The following is a 21,286-nucleotide window of genomic DNA, read 5'->3' on the forward strand; positions in this document are numbered from 1 at the left end:
TGATTAGGTTATGTGAAAGTAATGCTATAGATGTCGTTTTCAAAACTGGAGGTCTAAAATGGATGAAAAAATCTTTACGCAGGCGTTAGTATCTCTAAAAGGAAACGAATTAAGAATTGCCTATGTCATGTTTTGCCGGACAAGTATATTAGATATAATGGCATCAATGCTTAGCAATACGTTTATAAACAGTGACCATAATTATTTTACAAATCAAATTGAAAAAGAGGTGAAAAATTTAAAAGGTAAAAAAGATGAAGAGCTTCAATTTGAATTAATGGAGGAAATATCAAAAGTATTGAATCTGTATGGTGGTTCTTACTCCAACAAGGCAGAGATTGAAGAGCGAGCGTTAGACATTGTAAACAAGACATGCGAAATGTTGAAAAATCATGACAAATCATTTCGCAGTTTGTGTGAGGCAAATACACAAATTTCCTCTCTAAACATAGTGATCAAATGGCAGTTGAATGAGCTGATTAATAGCTTTAATAAACGTTTTCAAAAAATGATGCTAGAAAACCAAAAGGAATTTTCTTCAAAAATAAATGATTATATTTATGGTTTACCTAATGACCAGCAGCAGAAAATTAAACAAAAACTTGGAATTGAAGATTTTTCTGAAGAATTAATGCGCAGAAAAATGGAAACAAGCGGATTAAGCATTGTTTTCTCAATTATTGCGGAAACAAGCAGTTTTTCATTTTATAATCAATTATTACACTTATTTGCTCAATTTTCAAAAGCTTTTGGCTTTACTCTTCCATTTAGTATTAGCTCAAATCCTCTTGTTATTATTCCTTCTTTAGTAGGTGGTGGGGCTCTTTTATATAAGAAGCAAAGTAAAAGTTTGCAAAAGCGCCTTTTACCATTCACGATTTTACAAATTGTTCTTCCATACATGAGCGAACAATCTAATAACCTTCCAACGCTTGAGCCGCTAATTAACACATGGAATATTATTTATGAACGTTATCGTCGTGTTGAGAAGCAGCTGTCTGATCAAAAACAAAAAATTGAAGAAACAGAAAGCATCTTATCCCAAACAAAAACAATTATTCAAAGACTACAGCATGAACTAAAAGAAGTAAAAAGTCTTCTTCATACAGAAAAAAATAAAATCACAGTAAAATTAAAAGAAACTTCCTTTAATGAACTTCGTCTCCTTGCTGTAAGTACAAAGTTCGAGCTTGTTCTTGATTCTTATATAAAAACAGTTGAAAAAATTGATAATCGAAACTATAAGAAAGTCTCTAAACGACAACAGATAGACTTTTTTGATAAGCTAAAAACAGCAATTGAAAAGTGGGATTTAAACGTTGAAATTAATCAATTAGAAAAAGAGGCAGATAAACACCTGCAGCGGCTGACTGCAGAACTTAGTATTTATTACAGTTCGTTTGTTGGCTTAGAACATAAAGCTATTCAGCATTATGAGAAAACAAAACAGCTTCTTATTAAGCAGTTAAGCGAACAAAAAGAAAAAGAAAGCCTTCTTTTTGAAGAAATCATGTCACAGAAGCAGGAAGAGCGCTATTTAAAGAAACGGAAAGACAACCTTGAAAAAGAACATTACAGTTTAAATCACTTAGAAGGTGTGAAACAGGTTTAAAAAGGGGGGATAACAGTGGATCAAATTCGCATTTTAACAAAAAATGAACTAGATGAAGCGCTATCACTTTCTCAGTTTGCTTTTCAATACAAATTAACAAACGAAGAAAAGGCTCGCAAAAAAGACAGAATAAAGGAAAATGAAGTGTGGGGCTATTTTCAAAACGAAGATCTAGCTTCAAAGCTGCATTTATTATCATTACAAGTATTTATTCAAGAAGTTCCCTTTTATATGGGAGGGATAGCTAGTGTTGCCACATGGCCCGAATATCGTCGTAAAGGTATGGTTAAAAAGTTGTTAAAAAAAGTATTGATTAAAATGAAAGAGAACGGACAAACAATTTCTATGCTTCATCCTTTTAGTTTTCCCTTTTACCGCAAATATGGTTGGGAAACATTTATTGCCTATAAAAAGTATACAATTGACATCAATCAAATTCCTAGGTCAGAAGCCGCTGATGGAACAATAAAACGTATCGGAAAGAACCGCTCCCTTTTAAATGAAATCTATACAGCATATGCAAAAAAATATAACGGAATGTTGATTCGATCAGAGGAATGGTGGAAGAACCTTATATTTACACAGAAAAATCACCAAACGGTCGTTTGGTATGATGAGGAACAAGTACCAAAAGGTTATGCTATTTATACAGTAAAGGATAAACGGATGAAAGTAGAGGAATTGATCTTTTTAAATGAACAAGCACGATGTGGGTTATGGAATTTCATTAGTCAACATGATTCCATGGTCCATACTGTTCAATTAACTGTTCCAGAAAGTGATCAGTTTTCTTTTGTGTTTGAGAACCCAAGTTTTAAACAGGAAGTTGTTCCATACTTTATGGCAAGAATTATCGATGTGAAAGATTTTTTAACTCAATATCCTCTTAAGCCTTCTCGATCACTATTTTTACATGTTTATGATGAATTTGCTTCATGGAACAACGGAATTTTTCATCTTCAAAATAGTAAGAATGGATTACTTGTAAAGCATTTTGAAAAGAAAACAGAAAAGATGGCATGCGCTCATCCTCCAAAGCGCGGCCTGCAGTGTGATATTCAAACATTAACAGCTATGCTCCTTGGTTATCAGCGTCCAACTTTTTTGTGCGAGATTGGAAAATTAAAAGGAAACAAAGAGGAAGTAGCGGTGTGGGAACAATTGATTTCAAAGAAAACAACATATTTTATCGATTTTTTTTAAAAAGTTTGAAAGTAACCCATTGCATTAAGCAATGGGATTTTTTTTCATTCGTTTTAACAATCGCTGAATGGATTTGTTTGCTTCTTTTAAAACAATATTTTGATCAATTGTGTTTAATTTACGATTATCCATAATGATTTGACCATTAATGATCGTAGTTTCGACATCGGCGCGTGTTGCTGAATACACAATGCGCGAAATAGGATCTACATCAAAAGAGGGAAAGGTATGAAAATTTTGGAGGTTAAGAATGGCAAGATCTGCTTTTTTACCAACCTCTATGCTCCCGATTTGATCTTCAAGTCCAACTGCTTTTGCACCGCCAATTGTCGCCATTCGAAATACCGTTTTCGCATCCATTGCGGTTGGACCGTGAAGCGGCTTTTGAAGAAGAGCGGATAATCTCATTTCATTGAACATATCTAAATTGTTATTACATGGGGCGCCATCTGCTCCTAAGCTTAATGAAATATGGCGCTTAAGCATATCTGGAATCTCAGCAACTCCTGAAGCAAGCTTTAAGTTAGATCCTGGGCAGTGGCTAACTTTTACGCCGCGTTCCTGAATAATGAGTTTCTCTTCTTCATTAAGCCATACACAGTGTGCTAAAATTAGCCTTTCATTGGCAAGTCCTAGATGATCGAGATAGACAATATTTCGCATCCTTTTTTCAGCTTCAACAATTGCAATTTCTCCTCTGTTTTCCGAAGCATGAGTATGAACGAAGAGATGGTGCTTTTCTGATAGTTTTTGGACTTCTATTAACAGCTCTTCTGTACAGGAAATAACAAATCGAGGTGAAAATGCATATTGAAGGCGCTGATGCTCATATCCATGCCACTTTTCCATTAAATCCACACTTTTTTGAATGGATTCTGCTGTATTCTCGCGTAAAGCAAGAGGTACTTCATTTCCTTTATCCATCATTACTTTTCCAGATAGTGCACGAATGCCGCTTTTTGCGAGGGCTTGGAATGCAAAATCTGTATGATGAACGGTTTCCATATCTACAATGGTTGTAGTCCCGCTTTGAATTAATTCCCCAATTCCAAGCATGGCAGAGTAATAGACAGATTCCTCATCATGAGCTGCTTCAAGGGGCCAAATCCGCTGTTTTAGCCAATCTAGTAATTCTAAATCATCAGCCTGACCGCGAAATAGTGTTTGACATAAGTGAATGTGTGTTTGAACAAAGCCGGGGATAACTGTTCGATCTTTTGCATTAATGATGATATCATCTGTGGAAGGAATTAAGTTTTTTCCAATGGATTGAATAGTATCATTTTTAATCAATAGATCTCCGTTAATAATCTCTTCATTGCTGTTCATCGTAATAATTTCAGCGTTTTGTATTAAAATATTTCCCATAAATGAATCCCTCCCATTTCTTTAATCCACAAAACTATAATTATATGTTAGTTAATTTAAAGATTATACGCTAGGAGTATGAAAGAAAAAGTCCCTAATAAGCTAGAATATGAACTATTAAATGAAAAAATGCCAGTTATAGAGAGATTCTTTATAAAGATTTGATATTAAAACATGGACGTATTGGTGTAGAGAGGAAGTAATAATTGTTTCAAGGGAAGGTTTTAAGGGAAAAAAGATCACATACATAATCGATAGCAGAAGTAGAAAAGTTGATATTAATAAAAAATTTTAAAGTTGTCAATTTTTATATCTTTTATCTAAACTTTTAAAAATAAAAGGTCCCTCTATTCTGTTATTATCTATACAATTCTGAGGGTTATAAGAAGGAGAAAGTTTATGATTGATTCTATATTATTTAACTTGATGTTAATCGGTGCTCTTGGAATAGGGTCACAGTGGGTTGCTTGGCGCTTTCGGTTACCAGCTATTGTTGTCATGTCAATTGTTGGTTTACTTGTCGGCCCAATTTTTGGAATGATTGATCCGAAAGAAGATTTTGGTGCATTATTTCATCCTTTTATTTCAATTGCAGTCGCTATTATTTTATTTGAAGGAAGTTTAAACCTTGATTTTAGGGAAGTGAGCGGGCTTGGCGCTCCGGTTGTTCGGATTGTTACAATAGGTGCCTTTCTTGCATGGCTGTTTGGTTCTTTTGCAGCTCATTATGTAGCCGGTTTATCATGGGCTGTTGCTTTTGTGATTGGAGGTTTATTTATTGTTACAGGGCCAACTGTTATTTTACCGCTTTTGCGGCAGGCGAAGTTAAAGCCGCGACCTGCAGCGATTCTGAAGTGGGAAGGCATTATTGTTGATCCGTTCGGGGCGCTGCTTGCAGTTTTTGCATTTGAAATTATTAAATTCTTAATGGATGAAAAGGTAACGGCAATGACATTGTTGTTATTTTTTCTAGCCTCTATTTTTGCTCTTATTATTGGATGGACATGCGGAAGAGGAATCGGCTGGATGTTTGAAAAAGGTCATGTGCCTGAGTTCTTAAAATCGCCTGTCGTGTTTGTAGTCGTTATTACATGTTTTGTTTTATCCGATGAAATGATGCATGAAACAGGATTGCTTGCTGTAACAGCAATGGGAATGACGCTTGCAAACCGACATATTTCTTCTATTGAAGATATGCGGCATTTTAAAGAAAACATTTCAGTTTTACTTATTTCTACAATTTTTGTTATGTTAACAGCTTCACTTACAGTTGATACGTTGTATAAAATTTTAAATATAAATATTGCAGTGTTTGTTCTTTTAATGCTGTTTATTGTACGTCCTCTTTCCATATGGCTGTCAACATCTGGCACTGATTTATCAAAACAAGAAAAAACACTTGTTGGTTGGATTGCACCGCGTGGAATTGTTGCATTAACGGTTTCTGGTTATTTTTCTAGTGTTCTTCTTGATGCAGGTTTTACAGATGCCTCTATTTTAACACCAATTACATTTGCGCTTGTATTTTCTACAGTTTGCGTTCATGGCTTTTCAATCGGCTGGCTTGCCAAAAAATTAGACCTTGCCATTAATAGTCAACCAGGTGTTTTAATTATAGGAAGCAGTATATTCAGTACCGCTCTTGCCAAAGTGTTACAAGACTTAAATATTCCAGTGTTAATTGCTGATTCTTCGTGGCAAAGACTTCATCCAGCCAGAAAAGCGGGGGTATCATTCTATCATGGAGAAATTTTATCAGAGCAAACAGAATATCGGCTGGACTTAACTCCATATGAATATATGATTACAGCTACTGAACTCGATTCCTATAATGCGCTTGTTTGTACAACATTTATCCCGAGTATTGGAAGGAATAATGTTTTTCAATTAAGCCTACGTAACAAACGGGGGGATGACCTTAAAGATCTAGTTCATACAATAGGAGGAAGAATTCTTTTTAAAAAAGAAGCTTCTTGGGAAGAAATTAATAAAAAGGTCGAAAGCGGTTATGTATTTCGAAAAACAAATATAACTGAAAGATATAGTTTTGAGAAGTATTTAAAAGAGCGTAATAAGGAGACACTTCTTTTATTTATCTTGAAACCAACGGGTAGAATAGAGTTTTTTGTTGAAGATACAAATATTGGAGCAAGTGTTGGGGATGTAGTCGTTAGTTTAACCTCTCCTAGTAAGGAATTCAATAAAATTCAAGAAAAGTTAGAACAAGAGCAGGAGATGCAGCACCATAAATAATAAAATTAGTAATGACGATAAGCTCTGCTCTTGGTTTTAAAGAATAATCTATAAGTGATGGGAATGTTGAAATGAATTCGCTAAATTCCTTGCCCTTACATGTTCGGGTTTATTTCTCCATTTCCATCTGAAAATTATTAGAACAATCTTTCCAAGCAGACTTTTCGCATATGTTTTTTTGTCTTCATGAACTTCTGTTCCACCAAATCCTCTTTTAAAACGATTAATGTTTTGAGTTTCTTGATTGTTTTCATCAATACATATGCCGCCAAAATTGTACCACATGCACCCTTTTTTCTTGAAACTCAGCCTATCTTTCCAATGTAAATATCGGTTCGCACGTCCAATTAAATTGCGTTCAGGTAAATGGTCTTTTGAGTAGCGTAAAGAGGCAGAGTAGAGTAAAAAACCTTGCTGACCATCTAAAATATGAACATGATAGCATATTACCTGCTGCTCTTTATTTGTAATATATGAAATGACTAAAGCCTGTTTATCTCGCAATGCTTTTAATTTACTCATTATACACCTTGGAATTCTTTTATGATTAGCAAACTTGTTAAAAAACAAAGCAAATTTTTTAATCTGTTTATTTGTTGGAGAAGTAAGTTCATAATAATTTAATTGATCACGTTTTTCTGCACGATTAATTTTATATTTAGTATTTTTATGAATTTCTTTAAAAAGCACTTCGTTTTCTTTTTGTAAATCAATGACTAAAGTTTGATTGTATAGGTTTAATGAATTTTTTCTATCGATTTTTTTAACAGCCGTATTTTGAACAGGCGAAATTAATAATTTAGTATCAATAATTAAATCGGTGGAAGAAACTGAATGATAGTCTCTAAGTTCAGTGCCGAATATTTCAGTGATTTTAAGTAACCCGCGTCTATACTTAATAAGCACTTCACATCCCTCCTAGAATGATCAATAGTTAATCTCAAATTTCTTCCGTTAATGGACGATATTATTTATATGAATAATGGTTTAATTTATGTTAGCAGATCTAAAGACCGCAAAATAGTTGTTTAAAATGGCTCATCCTATAAAAAATTAATAACTTTTAATTTCAAAGCAGGAAAAGTTGAAATTTAATCTAAAAAGTAATATGGATAAAACTTTATGTCAGAAATTATTAAATAGATTTGGGGGGTTATTCCATGGTACTCTATTTATTTATAGCTGCTGCAGTGGGAGTTGTTTTTGCGGCTGTTCGTTTCATTCTATTTTACAATTGGAAGATTATTCATACGGCTTTTGGTTATAAGGAGTACTCGCTGCTTATTTCAAATTTAGAAAGAGAAGGGGTTATGTATAAAATAAAAACAATTATTGATATTGATAATCCTGATCGTACAGTTATTGATCAAAAACAGTTTGATATATATGTAAAAAAAAGTGATCGACACAAAGCCCATCAAATAGTAAAAAAAATTTATAATAATCGTATTTATAGAGAATAGATCGTTAATAAATTAAAATATTTCACATATCGTATTTAAAAATATAAATTTATTGTTCTCGCCTTAGTTTACAAAAATATAGATGACATGAATTGTTGACAGCATAACAGCCGCAGTAATTTGATAACCAGTGCTAAGCAGCTGTGAAAAGGTTTCTGAACATAATTGATGAGGGGGCTCCAAAGGGGCATGCAGGCTGGTATCTATTTTAATTAAACGATTCGTAAGTGGATTACAGTGAACCATTACAACGTGTCGTCCAGTCCATGCTGTGCCAACTTGAGACAATTCTCTATTTTTGTTTCGAAAGTGATAATAGTTATGATAAAACAAGCCATTCACCATCTTTTTACATGTTATTTAAATTTATTGTATGTACAATAAACGCTTATGTGCAGCTGTTTCAAGAATGATTGTAAAGAGCAGCAAAGAAACAATAAACATACTAACATTAGCAGCACAAACCATGGCCTTGGTCTGTGCTGCTAATGTTAGTATGTTTGGATTATTTTTTATTCACTTGACGGCCGCTTTTCTTTTGGCTTTGAGATTTTGTGTTACCAACTGTATATTCACTGCCAAATTCAATATCATTTTTCCCGCGCTGCATTGCATTTTGATCTTGTGTTTGGTTACCATTTTGTCGTCCTTGTTTACTTTGTTTAGCCATTGAAGTTCCTCCTTATTGATTTATCTTCTTTTAATATACCCTATCTTTTTATAATCATTTAGTGAAAAATTACCAGACATTTTTTGATTTATTCTCTGCAAAATAAGTAAAGAATACTTGTTGGAGGGATGCAGGTGATCGAGAGAAAATATGAAAAAGAACTGCCTGGTAAAAAAGGTACGATTTCTGTAGAAGTATCTAAAGGTTATCTTGAAAATGCACTTAACCGTTTACCTGAAGAATTTTCCGAAGAAATTGCAAAAGGTGATTCGAAAAAAATTCTTAATAAAATTGCTGAAAGTAGAGCAAGAAGATTTTAAGGGAAGGAGAGATAAGAATGCCAGAACGTGATAATATTCCAACAAAAGATGAAACCCCCTATAAGCCACCAGAAGGGTTGTCAGGACAATATAAAATTCCAACAGAGTTATCTAAAGAAATTACATTTGAACGGGAGCTTCGTGGTATAGATGAATTTCAAAGTTATCGTTAAAGAAAAAGATGCTGGCAACTTTCCAGCATCTTTTTACTGTTATTATATGAAAAATTGAGCCGTTTTTATTTTAAATTCTTAAAAGAAACCCCTAAAAATAAAGTGGTTGGACGAATACTTTTAAGACATAAAAAACTGCTCACTTAACTGTTCTATCATGCATATGCTGACGCAAACATAGTATAAAGGGTGTATAGAACTGATTGTTTATTTTTATATCAGCATGATAGAAATGAAAATATTTAAGAATTCAAAAAGAAGGATAATTGATTATTCAAGAGTATAACTATATAAGGAGTAAAAAATATGAGGTTTTTACAGTCAATACATTTTTAATTTTTTGTATTTATTTACCTTCATTTAAAAAAAATGACAGATTAATAGAATGAGAGTAGATTATATGAATGAATCTATTTAATTATTTAAATTTGAGGAGTGTGTATTGCATGTTCCGAAAAATAAAGGATCAGGGATGGCTCCAAAGTAAATTTGCGCTGTTTTTCATAACAGTCATTTTTTTATTTTGGATGAAATCTTATTTTGCCCTTCGTTTTTCATTTGAACTAGATATTGAAAATAAAATGCAAGAGTTTATTCTTTTTATAACGCCAATAAGTTCGGCGCTGCTTTTTTTTGGAATGGCACTGTATGTTAGCGAAAAAAGACAAAAACGTGCTATATTAATCATCCATTTTCTTTTATCTTTTATTCTTTATGCAAATGTCGTTTATTATCGTTTTTTTGATGATTTTATTACCATTCCGGTGTTGTTCCAATTTAAAAACTTTGGAGATCTTGGCGGTAGTGCAAAAAACTTAATGAGCGGGACAGATTTATTATATTTTGTTGACTTCTTTATTGTTCTTGGTTTGTCGATGCTTCAAAAGCATCTCCCTGAAAAGAAAGCAAATAAGAAAACAGTTGCGATTGTATTTGCTTCTGCGTTAGCTATTTTAAGCATTAACATAGGTTTAGCGGAAGCGCAGCGTCCACAGCTGTTAACAAGAACATTCGATCGTTTAATGTTAGTAAAGCTTCTTGGAGTTTACAATTATCATATTTATGATGCTGTGATGAGTACAAAGTCTTCTGCACAACGGACCTTTGCTAATAGTAATGAGCTTGCTGAAGTGCAAAACTATGTTTATTCTGAGAAAAAAGCGCCAAACGATGAGTACTATGGAGTGGCAAAAGATAAAAATGTAGTGCTCGTTTCGATGGAGTCTCTGCAAAATTTTGTGATAAATATGGAAGTGAATGGCCAAGAAGTTACACCATTTTTAAATGATTTAATTAATGATAGCTATTATTTTCAAAATTTCTATCATAATACGGGTCAAGGTAAAACCTCTGATGCAGAGTTTATGATTGATAATTCATTATATGGCCTGCCAAGAGGTGCTGTATTTACAACAAATGCAGGGAATGAATTTAATGCAACACCTGAGATTTTAAATAAGTATGGTTATACATCAGCAAGTTTCCATGGTAATAATAAAAGCTTCTGGAATCGGGATTTAATGTATCAATCACTTGGTTACGATCAGTTCTTTTCACAAGAATATTACAATGTTACAGAAGAAAATTCCGTAAATTATGGATTAAAGGATATTCCATTCTTTGAACAATCAATGCCCTTAATCCAAGGATTGAAGCAGCCTTTTTATGCGAAGTTTTTAACATTAACAAATCACTATCCTTATGTGTTAAATAATGAAGAAGATGAAATGATTGCACCAACAGAAACAGGAGATAGTTCTGTTGACCGATATTTCCAAACAGTACGTTATTTAGATGAATCACTTAAACAATTTTTTGATCAAATGAAGCAAAATGGTTTGTATAATAATACAATTTTTGTTTTATATGGAGATCACTACGGAATCTCCTCAAATCATAATCGTGCAATGAGTGAAATTCTTGGTACCGAAATACGACCATTTGAACATATTCAGCTGCAGAAAGTACCTCTCATTATTCACATTCCGGGCATGAAAGGAAAGGTAATGAATACTGTTGGCGGGCAAGTTGACATTAAACCAACTATCCTTCATTTACTAGGTATTGAAGAACCAAGCGATATTCAGTTTGGTTCAGATTTGTTCGCAGAGGATCGTGAAAGTTATACGGTTCAGCGCGATGGCAGCTTCATTACGGGTCATTATGTTTATTCCTCTGAACAAAACATTTGCTATGATAAAACAGCAGGTGAAGAGATTGATAGTGCTGTATGTGAACCTTATGTTGAAAAAACGAGAACAGAACTTGAAATGTCTGATAAAGTTGTTTATAGTGATCTGCTCCGTTTTATAGATGAACAGATTGAAGAAAAGCAATTAGCAGAATAAAAAGGTGCCCGCAGGACAGTGCTGCGGGCTTTTTATTGTGTTTCAAGCTTGAAACTACTAAAATGAAACTAATAATTAGAAATAGAAAAGAGGATGAATAGAATGGCAATCGGTCCGTATCCTTCATTTTCATGGTCCTATTCAAGAAATAGTTCATTTAATGGTTGTTTGCGAGAATATTATTATAATTATTATGGTTATCATTTTGGGTGGTCGAAAAATGCCGACCCTGAAATACAAAGAATTTATCGTCTGAAAAAATTAAATTCCCTTTATATGGTGTTCGGTAACGCAGTACAGGAATTAACCTTTCACGCATTTAATTACTGGAGTCGTGAAGGGAGACTTCCAACTATTGATCAGCTTGAAAGTTTTTTACGCAAGGAATTAAACAAAGCTGTAGCAGATTCTAGAAACAAAGCGGCATTTATTCGAACGCCTAAAAAAGTATTAATGCTTCATGAGTCTTATTATAATGAGGAGCTTCCAATTGATACAATTAAAACAAGAATTAATTGCTGTACATTAAACTTTCTAAGAAGTAAGTCAGTCCAAGAAATCATAAACAACACAGAGAAAATTGAGTTGGTTGAAGTAGACAATCCAAAAGAATTTTCTGAGCCGATTACGTTTAAAGGGGAGCAGTTATTTGCTATTCCGGATTTGCTGTACAAAAAAGGAGACAAATGGATTGTTGTTGATTGGAAAACAGGAAAAGAAGATGATGATCATGTGCAGCAAATCTATTTATATGTTCTTTATGTGCACTATCGTTACGGGATTGATGTTGAAAATATCGAAGCTCGAATTGAATACTTACTCTATGGAACGAATAAAGATGTGGATGTATATGAAGAGGAAGTAGAATGGATGGAAAAAAAGATGTCAGAAAGTATTAACAGCATGAAAAACTATCTTGAAGATCCTGTTGATAATAAACCAAAACATATGGAGTCATTTCAAGCATCACCAAGCTCATTCAAATGTAAAACCTGTAATTTTCGTGAAGTGTGTGTAGAAAGCATAGTGTAATATAAATAAAAGATTTTAAATTATTTTTTCTTTTTGTGCATTAGCCGTTTTCTTTATTACAGTGAATTCATAAACTGCTATTAGATAAACGTAAAACACTAATAATAGAAAACATACTTTATGGTAATACGATGAAGCTGCGATTACAGCTGCATATAGAGTAAAACGTTTGTTACTCCTCTTGTGTGTTTCAAAAACCTCCTCTAGTAGAGGGGGTTTTTTGTAATGATTGTAAGACTATTAGTAAAATTCTGTTGAATATTTTTAAAATAATTTATAATAAACACATTCAATTTTCTGCATACACTATAGTTGATTCCTTTTTAAACCATATTCTAAAATTGAAGGAGAGTGTTTTCATGAATCAGCGACTTCAACATTTAGCTCAGTGGTTAAAAGAACAAAATCATTGCTTTGCACTTCTTACTTCCACAGCAAATGTATTTTATTTAACAAACTTTTATACAAATCCGCATGAACGTTTAGTGGGTTTACTTGTTTTTTCAGAAGAAGAGCCTTTTTTAGTATGTCCAGGTATGGAAGTCTCCCAAGCTAGAGATGCAGGCTGGAAGGGTGAGATTATTGGCTACAGTGACTCTGATAATCCGTGGGAACTTATACATATATCCCTGAAGAAACGGAATATTAAAGAAGCTGAAAGCATTGCTGTTGAAAAAGAACAATTGTCCTACAAACGCGCAGAAGAGGTTATTAAGCGTTATCCAAATGCAAGCCTTCATTCTCTCGAAACAAAGATGAATGAACTTCGTTTAATAAAAGATAAAAAAGAGATCACTGTTTTATCAGCTGCCGCTAAACTTGCTGATTTTGGTGTTAAAAGAGGTGTGCAGGCGTTAAAAGAAGGTGTAACAGAAATGGAAGTAGTTGCTGCTGTTGAATATGCGTTAAAGAAAAAAGGTGTTCGAGAAATGTCTTTTTCGACAATGGTATTGTTTGGTGAAAAATCGGGACAACCCCACGGTCATCCCGGGGACCGAAAATTAACAGAAGGGGATTTTGTACTGTTTGATCTTGGTGTAAGGTTAGATGGTTATTGTTCTGATATTACAAGAACAGTTGTCTATAAGAAAATAAATGAAAAACAAAAAGAAATATATGAACTTGTTTTAAAGGCACAGCTTGAAACATTGGAAATATGTAAGCCTGGTATTAGAATAGGAGATTTAGATACAACCGCACGAACAATTATTACAAATGGTGGTTATGATAAATGCTTTCCACATCGTATTGGTCATGGACTTGGTATTGATGTACACGAATATCCATCAATGAACTCCAAAAATGACGGTGTACTGCAAGAAGGTATGGTATTTACAATAGAACCGGGTATTTATCTTCCAGATCTTGGCGGCGTTCGAATTGAAGATGATTTATTCATTACAAAAGATGGCTGTCAGGTATTTACACATTATCCTAAAAATCTTCAAATTGTTACATAAGGGAGAGTTAATGTTTATGTCAATAGTTACTCAAGCAATTGAATTAGCTGCAAAGGCGCACGAGAATCAATATAGAAAGTCAACAACTATTCCATATATTTCTCATCCTTTTACTGTTGGAATGCTGCTGTTGAAAGCAGGATGCAGGGAGGAAGTCGTTGCAGCGGGGATTCTTCATGATGTGATTGAAGATACAGAGGTAACCATTAATGAAATTAAACATCAATTTGGAGATGAAGTAGCTAAAATTGTGCTTGGTTGTTCAGAACCGGATAAATCAAAATCATGGGAAGAGCGAAAAAGACACACAATTATCTATTTAAAAACAGCTTCCTATGATATTAAGCTGGTTGCATGTGCTGATAAACTGCATAACTTATCTACAATAATGGATGCCTCTAAGCAGCAGGGTGAACGGGTATGGGATCGTTTCAAACGAGGAAAGGAACAGCAAGCTTGGTATTATAAAAATGTGTTGAAAAGTCTTTTATGGGGATTAACGACAGAACAAAAAGAAGCCTTTCTTTTCCAAGAGCTGCAGCTCACAATTGAACAAGTTTTTAACTAAAATTACAAATAAGTAAGTATTCATAGGGGGCGCTTAATTTTTTTATTTATCTCGATTGCATAAACAAGCTTTTTATAATTATGAATAAGTCCTATTGGGCATGATAAGGAAGAAGACATGTGAAAGGAGTGCAGCCATGGATTTTTTAAGCAGAGAAGAAGTGATTTCAGGGATGAATCATTCCCTTGAACCTATGCTTGAACGATATAAACTTGATGAGGTTGGCATTTATGAAGAAGAAGGGGAAGGAGAAACATATTATATGGGTTATACCATTAAAAAAGACAATAAAGTATTTATGGTTCATCTGCCATATGAAAAAAATCAACAAGGTGAGCTCGCAGTAAAAGATTCAAACTGGACAATTCAAATAGAAGGAAACGAAATGAAAAATTGTAAAACATTGGATCAAGTATTTAACCAAATTGATCGTATTGGACATTAAAATAGCGGGTGGGAAAATGAGCAGTCAAAAGATTCATGAGTTTTTACGCAGTAAGAATTGGTTTGATACCGATCGAGATGCACGTTACATTAATCTTAATCATCCTTATGCGGTACTCGTAGCGGGAGAAGAAGGACAAATTACCTTAAGAGAAAAAGTTGGATTTGATGATGGACAAAACGGTGAAGAGATTTACAGTTTTAATTCTTTAAATGAGCTGCAAATGTGGTTTGAAAATAATATTGGTGAGTAGTAAACACCGCAGAATTTTCTGCGGTGTTTTTAATTAAGATTTTTAGGTGTTTTTTAATAGAGGTTCATATCCTAATTGATTAATGGCTTCAGCAATTTTTTGATAACCTATTTCGTTAGGATGAAGAAGATCCTTTGAAAGCAGATCTTTTTCTTTTTCTTTAAAAATAGAGTAAATATCGGCTATTTTAACATGAGGAAGTGATGTAAAGGTATCTAAATGTTTATTAAATTGATTGATCCAGTATGCAGATTCATCTATTTCAGGAAGCGGATTATAAATGTTCGCAGCTCGAACGATAAAAGGGTGATGGCTCATTTGCTTTAACTTATAAATTTGATCAAAAATTCTATTCATATTTTCTCTGCAATTACGAAGGGTTGTAATAAAAGCTTTTTTATTTTTATGCCTTATAAAAGTATCCGCTGCTTGTATAACATCATTTCTTCCTATAGTTAACGTAATCATTTGTGCTTGGTGAATTTTCTCTGCTATAAACGGTACTTCTATGCATTTTAATACGACTTCTGTTGTAGCTCCAGATTGAGCAAAATTGTTTAAATAAATCGGTTTTTTTAGTATGTTTTCTGCAAAGTAAAGATAACGTTCTGGAAAACCTGAAGAAAAAAAGGACGTTCCAACACTCATTGACAATGAATCCCCTAATACAACATACTGCAGCATTTCATTTGTCTTATAATTCCTCAAAGACATACCTGCCACTCCTTTAAACCATCTTCATAGTATGGTCATCTTTTATCACATAGTTTATTGTATGCAGGATTGTTTTAATATTTAAAATAATCATAAATTATCTTTCAATCTTATTCCATGTTATTTAAAGAATCGCACTTCACATTGTTAAAGGTGGATAGAGTTTTGTTTTGAATAACAACTAATAAGGAATGTAGTATAAAGACCAATAAAAAAATTATAATTATTTTTATTGACAGTCTTGTATATACAAGATAAAATGTAAACGTACTCAATCATGTATATACAAGTTCGAACTGAATGTAAACGATTTAAATGATGAGTTAAGTAAATGAAAAGCTTTGAAACCGATACTAACAGGGGGAAAGAAACAATGAGTGAATACAAACAATCTACAGAACAAATTGTCGAAGCCATTGGCGGCAAAGAAAATATTTCAGCGGCAACGCATTGTGTAACTAGACTTCGCTTTGCTTTGAAAGATGAAAGTAAAGTTAATAAAAATCAGCTTGATAGTCTTGATCTTGTGAAGGGCTCATTCTCAACAAATGGTCAGTTTCAAGTTGTAATTGGTCAAGGTACGGTTGATAAAGTGTACAATGAAATGGTAGAAATGACGGGTATTGGTCAAGCATCAAAGCAGGAGATTAAAGATGCTGCAGCTCAAAATTTAAATCCACTTCAGCGCGCAATTAAAACCCTTGCGGACATTTTTATTCCGATTTTACCAGCGATCGTAACTGCTGGTTTATTAATGGGAATTAACAACATCTTAACAGGCCCTGGAATTTTTTATGGAGATCAGTCATTTATTGATGTTCATACAGCATGGAAAGATCTTGCTGACATTATTAATTTAATTGCCAATACCGCTTTTGTATTTCTTCCTGGTTTAATTGGATGGTCAGCGGTTAAACGGTTTGGTGGAAATGAACTGCTCGGTATTGTTCTTGGGTTAATGCTTGTGCACCCGGCACTTTTAAATGCATGGGGATATGCAGAAGCTGTGCAGGAAGGAACCGTACCTTATTGGAATTTATTTGGTCTTGAAGTTCAAAAGATTGGTTATCAAGGACAAGTGCTGCCGATATTAATTGCATCCTATGTGCTTGCTAAAGTAGAAAGTTTTTTAAATAAACGTGTCCCAGATGCATTTAAATTGTTAATCGTAGCTCCTATTACACTTCTTGTTACAGGTTTTATTTCTTTTATTGCGATTGGACCAATGACATTTGCAGTTGCAAATGCTCTTACTGAAGGTTTAGTTGCAATCTTTGGTAATTTTGCAGCACTAGGTGGACTTATTTATGGTGGTTTATACGGACTGCTTGTTATTACTGGTATGCATCATACCTTCTTAGCGGTAGATATTCAACTAATTGGTGCAACAGGTGCCACATTCTTATGGCCGATGCTTGCATTATCAAATATTGCTCAAGGTTCTGCTGCACTTGCAATGATGTTTGCAACAAGGGATGAAAAATTAAAAGGTTTATCATTTACCTCAGCGATTTCAGCGTTTTTAGGAATTACAGAACCGGCAATGTTCGGGGTAAACTTACGATTTAAATATCCGTTTATTGCTGCACTGATTGGTTCAGCAATTGCAGGATTGTTCATTACAATGAATAAAGTAAAAGCATCTTCTATCGGTGTAGGAGGTTTGCCGGGCTTCCTTTCTATTTTTCCAGATAACTGGGGAGCATTTTTTCTTGGAATGGCAATCGTACTAATTGTACCCTTTGCTGCAACCTTTACAATTGCAAAAGTTAAAAAATAATAGTGTGGTATTAGCAGCTAGTTGATTTCAATTAGTTGCTATTGCCGCAATTAAAGAAAAAATAAAAAGTGGTGGTGTTGAGAATGAAGCAGCCGTGGTGGAAAAAATCAGTCGTCTATCAAATTTATCCGAAAAGTTTTAATGATACAACCGGAAATGGTGTTGGAGACTTACAAGGTATTATTGAAAAGCTTGACTATTTAAATGAACTTGGTGTAGATGTTATATGGCTTACGCCAATTTATAAATCCCCGCAGCGAGACAACGGATACGATATTAGCGATTACTTTAATATCCATGAAGAGTACGGAACGATGCAAGATTTTGATCGATTATTAGAAGAAGCTCATAAGCGTCATATTAAAGTAATTATGGATATTGTAGTGAATCATACATCAACAGAGCATGAATGGTTTAAAAAGGCGAGTGAATCAAAAGCAAATCCGTATCGAGATTTTTATATTTGGAAAAATCCAAAGGATGGAAGTGAGCCAACAAATTGGATTTCGAAATTTGGCGGCTCTGCATGGAAGTATGATGAAAAAACAGAACAGTATTATCTTCATTTATTTGATGTGACACAAGCGGATTTAAATTGGGAAAATAAAGAAGTGCGCCGAAAGGTATACAATATGATGCATTTTTGGTTTGAAAAAGGTGTAGATGGTTTCCGCTTAGATGTGATTAACCTTATTTCCAAAGATCAACGGTTTCCTGATGATGATGGCTCTATGCCGCCTGGAGATGGAAGGAAGTTTTATACTGATGGACCTCGTGTCCATGAGTATATGCAGGAGATGAATCGTGAGGTGTTTTCTAAATACGATAGTATGACTGTTGGGGAAATGTCTTCTACAACTATTGACCATTGTATTAACTATACAAACCCAGAGCGTCAGGAGCTCAGCATGACGTTCAATTTTCATCATTTAAAAGTAGATTATCCGAATGGAGAAAAATGGGCGATTGGAGACTTTGATTTTCTAAAATTGAAAGAAATATTATCGACATGGCAAATTGAAATGTATAAAGGTGGGGGCTGGAATGCATTATTCTGGTGCAACCATGACCAGCCAAGAATCGTTTCTAGATATGGAGATGATGGTAAATATCATAATGAAGCGGCCAAAATGCTCGCAACTACCATTCATATGATGCAGGGAACGCCGTATATTTATCAAGGTGAGGAATTTGGAATGACCGATCCGAAATTTGATCGCATTGAGGACTATCGAGATGTTGAATCATTAAATATGTATAAAATTATGAAAGAAGAAGGAAGGTCAGAAGAAGAGATCATCGAAATTTTAAAGCGGAAATCTCGTGATAATTCACGTACACCTGTGCAATGGAATAGTAGTGAAAATGCAGGTTTTACAACGGGAACTCCTTGGATTCATCCAGCTGCAAACTATAAGAACATAAATGCGAAAAATGCCTTGGAAGATAAAAATTCGGTCTTTTATCATTATCAAAAGCTTATTCAATTAAGAAAAGAATACGATATTATTACTACAGGAGATTATCAACTTATCTTAGAGGATCATCCAGAGATTTTTGCTTATATTAGAAATTATAAAAATGAAAAGCTTCTTGTAATCAACAATTTTTATGGAAAAGAAACAACATTTGAACTGCCAAACAGTATTAATATTCAAAATTATCAAAATGATGTAATGATTTCGAACTACTCGGATTCACCGAAAGCATGTAAACATATTTTACTAAGACCATATGAGTCGATTGTTTATCACTTGAAACAATAGTGGTACAATAGAATCGGTGATAAAAGATGAGAAACAAGTTCTTAGTGATATACAATGAATTAGCAGGTCAAATTGAAAATGGTGTCATTAGACCTAATACAAAACTGCTTTCAGAGAATGAATTGGCAGAACAATATAAAACTTCTCGGGAAACAATAAGGAAAGCTTTAACGCTTTTAGCTCAAAATGGTTATATTCAAAAAATAAGGGGAAAAGGCTCTATTGTGCTTGATTTAAGTAAATTTGAATTTCCAGTATCAGGGTTGGTAAGTTTTAAAGAGCTTGCGCAAAAAATGAGCAAAAACTGGCGAACAATCGTCCATGATTTAGAAACTATTTACCCGAATGAAGAAATTAGAACTCACTTAAATGTATCAAAAAAAGAAAAGGTTTGGAAAGTTGTCAGGGCACGGGAAGTAAATAATGAAAAAATTATTTTAGATAAAGATTATTTTCAGACAAAACATGTTCCTAAATTAACAAAAGCAATTTGTGAAAACTCCATTTATGAATATCTTGAAAATGAGCTAGGGTTAATGATCAGCTTTGCCAAAAAGGAAATTATTGTTGAAGAGCCAACTGAGGAAGATCGTATGTATCTTGATTTAGAAGGGTTTCATAATATTGTTGTTGTTAAAAATTACGTATATTTAAATGATACAAGTTTATTGCAGTATACAGAATCTCGCCATCGTCCAGATAAATTTCGTTTTGTGGATTTTGCAAGACGAAACAGATAATAAACCAAAATACAGGCCAAAGTAAAAACCAGGTGACCCATCTGGTTTTTACTTATTGGAAAGCCGTTAATAGCTAAAATTAAATGATTCTATACATAAAATTAATAAATACTTAATAAACTATTAATAATTGTTCACTATAATATTGTGTGTGAACATTATACAGGACGATTAAAATTTTCCTGTATAAAAGTCCGAAAGCCAGCTGCGGACATTAAAGTGATACAGCTGGCACCACGTGGAATATAAAGGAACTGTTCGTGTTGAAAAGAAAAATCCTGTATTTTATAAATAGGAGATCTAGATATTATTTTCGAATGTTATATCGATTAATAAAGCGAATGATCATAATCATTCGCTTTATTGTGTTCCATTCCACTCTTTATAAAACTGTTTTAAAAAATTCTCCATAAAAAGGTGTCGTTCATCTGCAAGACGTTTTCCTTCTTTTGTGTTCATTAAACCTTTAAGTTTTAAAAGTTTTTCATAAAAGTGATTGACTGCTGTTGATTTTCCTTTTCGGTATTCTTCGTTTGTCATTTCTGCTCGCGGTTTAAGCGCTGGGTCGTAGATAAGCTGACCTTTTGCCCCTGAATAGACAAAGCAGCGAGCAATTCCAATCGCACCAATTGCATCTAGTCGGTCAGCATCTTGAACTATTTTTCCTTCTAAGCTTTTTAGAGGTAGGTTGTTTCCACCTTTAAAAGACATTTTAGAAATAATTTGAAGCACATGGTCTATTGTATTTTCAGGAACTTCCTGTAAAGAAAGCCATTCACGAACTATGCCTAATCCTTTTTGCTCATCGCCGCAAATTTTCTCATCAGCTATGTCGTGAAGAAGGGCTGCTAATTCACAAACAAATAAATTAGCATTTTCTTTTTCAGCAATAGTGACTGCTGTTTTTGTGACACGTTCAATATGAAACCAGTCATGACCGCTTCCTTCACTTTCTAAAATGTTTTTTACATATAATTGAGTATTTTGAATCACGTAATTTTCGTTCATTTCGAATTCCTCTTTCATATTTTTAAATTTAATATTAATGATGATTAAAAATATTATAGTTGTCAATTTTGTTGTACATGATATGTATGAAATTCAGCAAAAGGATAAAA

The 21,286-nt window shown here is 33.6% G+C and carries 21 protein-coding genes; 15 read left to right on the plus strand and 6 right to left on the minus strand.

The genetic code is table 11. The features are described 5' to 3' along the window. Window positions 1–58: 58 nt before the first annotated feature. Window positions 59–1,612, plus strand: a complete 1,554-nt coding sequence (locus DS031_RS03250; RefSeq protein ID WP_113804501.1) for a hypothetical protein — start codon at window positions 59–61, stop codon at window positions 1,610–1,612. A gap of 15 nt (window positions 1,613–1,627) precedes the next feature. Continuing rightward, window positions 1,628–2,815: a GNAT family N-acetyltransferase gene (locus DS031_RS03255; RefSeq protein WP_113804502.1), complete on the plus strand. Its 1,188-nt coding sequence runs from the start codon at window positions 1,628–1,630 to the stop codon at window positions 2,813–2,815. Window positions 2,816–2,839: 24 nt separating this feature from the next. Here the strand turns inward: DS031_RS03255 and DS031_RS03260 are convergent, their stop codons facing one another. Continuing rightward, complete coding sequence (locus tag DS031_RS03260; RefSeq protein WP_113804503.1) at window positions 2,840–4,183, minus strand: 5'-deoxyadenosine deaminase; 1,344 nt, start codon at window positions 4,181–4,183, stop codon at window positions 2,840–2,842. Between the two features lie 399 nt (window positions 4,184–4,582). Between DS031_RS03260 and DS031_RS03265 the strand changes: the two genes are divergently transcribed. After that, entirely contained in the window at window positions 4,583–6,436 is a 1,854-nt protein-coding gene (locus tag DS031_RS03265; protein ID WP_181832987.1) for a cation:proton antiporter, read from the plus strand. Window positions 6,437–6,484: 48 nt separating this feature from the next. Here the strand turns inward: DS031_RS03265 and DS031_RS03270 are convergent, their stop codons facing one another. Then, complete coding sequence (locus DS031_RS03270; protein WP_113804504.1) at window positions 6,485–7,342, minus strand: peptidoglycan bridge formation glycyltransferase FemA/FemB family protein; 858 nt, start codon at window positions 7,340–7,342, stop codon at window positions 6,485–6,487. 254 nt (window positions 7,343–7,596) lie between these two features. Between DS031_RS03270 and DS031_RS03275 the strand changes: the two genes are divergently transcribed. Continuing rightward, the gene (locus DS031_RS03275; RefSeq protein ID WP_113804505.1) at window positions 7,597–7,899 is read left to right on the plus strand and encodes a hypothetical protein; all 303 of its coding nucleotides are present in this window, start codon (window positions 7,597–7,599) and stop codon (window positions 7,897–7,899) included. A gap of 63 nt (window positions 7,900–7,962) precedes the next feature. On the opposite strand, the gene DS031_RS03280 is transcribed toward DS031_RS03275, so the two are convergent. Then, the gene (locus tag DS031_RS03280; RefSeq protein ID WP_245947175.1) at window positions 7,963–8,232 is read right to left on the minus strand and encodes a hypothetical protein; all 270 of its coding nucleotides are present in this window, start codon (window positions 8,230–8,232) and stop codon (window positions 7,963–7,965) included. A gap of 172 nt (window positions 8,233–8,404) precedes the next feature. Next, window positions 8,405–8,569, minus strand: a complete 165-nt coding sequence (locus tag DS031_RS23450; RefSeq protein ID WP_181832988.1) for a hypothetical protein — start codon at window positions 8,567–8,569, stop codon at window positions 8,405–8,407. Between the two features lie 134 nt (window positions 8,570–8,703). On the opposite strand from DS031_RS23450, the gene DS031_RS03285 reads away from it, so the two are divergent. The 8 genes from DS031_RS03285 to DS031_RS03315 all read left to right on the plus strand — a co-directional run bounded on the left by DS031_RS03285 (window position 8,704) and on the right by DS031_RS03315 (window position 15,168). Continuing rightward, entirely contained in the window at window positions 8,704–8,889 is a 186-nt protein-coding gene (locus DS031_RS03285; protein ID WP_113804506.1) for a hypothetical protein, read from the plus strand. Window positions 8,890–8,906: 17 nt separating this feature from the next. After that, a complete protein-coding gene (locus tag DS031_RS23455; protein WP_181832989.1) occupies window positions 8,907–9,062 on the plus strand; it encodes a hypothetical protein in 156 nt (51 codons plus the stop codon). A gap of 446 nt (window positions 9,063–9,508) precedes the next feature. Then, window positions 9,509–11,410, plus strand: a complete 1,902-nt coding sequence (locus tag DS031_RS03290) for an LTA synthase family protein (protein ID WP_113804507.1) — start codon at window positions 9,509–9,511, stop codon at window positions 11,408–11,410. A gap of 102 nt (window positions 11,411–11,512) precedes the next feature. Further along, complete coding sequence (locus DS031_RS03295; RefSeq protein WP_181832990.1) at window positions 11,513–12,442, plus strand: PD-(D/E)XK nuclease family protein; 930 nt, start codon at window positions 11,513–11,515, stop codon at window positions 12,440–12,442. A gap of 359 nt (window positions 12,443–12,801) precedes the next feature. Then, window positions 12,802–13,902 carry a M24 family metallopeptidase gene (locus tag DS031_RS03300; protein ID WP_113804509.1) on the plus strand — a complete coding sequence of 367 codons (1,101 nt, stop codon included), beginning with the start codon at window positions 12,802–12,804 and terminating at the stop codon, window positions 13,900–13,902. Between the two features lie 16 nt (window positions 13,903–13,918). Beyond that, window positions 13,919–14,470, plus strand: coding sequence for an HD domain-containing protein (locus DS031_RS03305; RefSeq protein WP_113804510.1), 552 nt, complete (start codon window positions 13,919–13,921; stop codon window positions 14,468–14,470). 136 nt (window positions 14,471–14,606) lie between these two features. Then, window positions 14,607–14,915 carry a DUF5634 family protein gene (locus DS031_RS03310; RefSeq protein ID WP_113804511.1) on the plus strand — a complete coding sequence of 103 codons (309 nt, stop codon included), beginning with the start codon at window positions 14,607–14,609 and terminating at the stop codon, window positions 14,913–14,915. A 16-nt stretch (window positions 14,916–14,931) separates the two neighbouring features. Beyond that, window positions 14,932–15,168: a hypothetical protein gene (locus tag DS031_RS03315; RefSeq protein WP_113804512.1), complete on the plus strand. Its 237-nt coding sequence runs from the start codon at window positions 14,932–14,934 to the stop codon at window positions 15,166–15,168. 42 nt (window positions 15,169–15,210) lie between these two features. Here DS031_RS03315 and DS031_RS03320 read toward each other — a convergent pair whose 3' ends face one another. Beyond that, window positions 15,211–15,882 (minus strand): GDSL-type esterase/lipase family protein, encoded by a 672-nt coding sequence (locus tag DS031_RS03320; RefSeq protein WP_113804513.1) that lies wholly within the window; start codon window positions 15,880–15,882, stop codon window positions 15,211–15,213. 373 nt (window positions 15,883–16,255) lie between these two features. On the opposite strand from DS031_RS03320, the gene treP reads away from it, so the two are divergent. The 3 genes from treP to treR all read left to right on the plus strand — a co-directional run bounded on the left by treP (window position 16,256) and on the right by treR (window position 20,168). Further along, window positions 16,256–17,662, plus strand: a complete 1,407-nt coding sequence (treP, locus tag DS031_RS03325; RefSeq protein WP_113804514.1) for a PTS system trehalose-specific EIIBC component — start codon at window positions 16,256–16,258, stop codon at window positions 17,660–17,662. An 83-nt stretch (window positions 17,663–17,745) separates the two neighbouring features. After that, window positions 17,746–19,428, plus strand: a complete 1,683-nt coding sequence (gene treC / locus DS031_RS03330) for an alpha,alpha-phosphotrehalase (protein ID WP_113804515.1) — start codon at window positions 17,746–17,748, stop codon at window positions 19,426–19,428. A 26-nt stretch (window positions 19,429–19,454) separates the two neighbouring features. Continuing rightward, complete coding sequence (gene treR, locus DS031_RS03335) at window positions 19,455–20,168, plus strand: trehalose operon repressor (RefSeq protein ID WP_113804516.1); 714 nt, start codon at window positions 19,455–19,457, stop codon at window positions 20,166–20,168. Window positions 20,169–20,528: 360 nt separating this feature from the next. Here treR and DS031_RS03340 read toward each other — a convergent pair whose 3' ends face one another. Further along, window positions 20,529–21,176 carry an HD domain-containing protein gene (locus DS031_RS03340; protein WP_113804517.1) on the minus strand — a complete coding sequence of 216 codons (648 nt, stop codon included), beginning with the start codon at window positions 21,174–21,176 and terminating at the stop codon, window positions 20,529–20,531. Window positions 21,177–21,286 lie beyond the last annotated feature (110 nt).

The sequence above is a fragment of the Bacillus taeanensis genome (assembly GCF_003318295.1).
GTDB classification, from domain to species: domain Bacteria; phylum Bacillota; class Bacilli; order Bacillales; family UBA6769; genus Maribacillus; species Maribacillus taeanensis.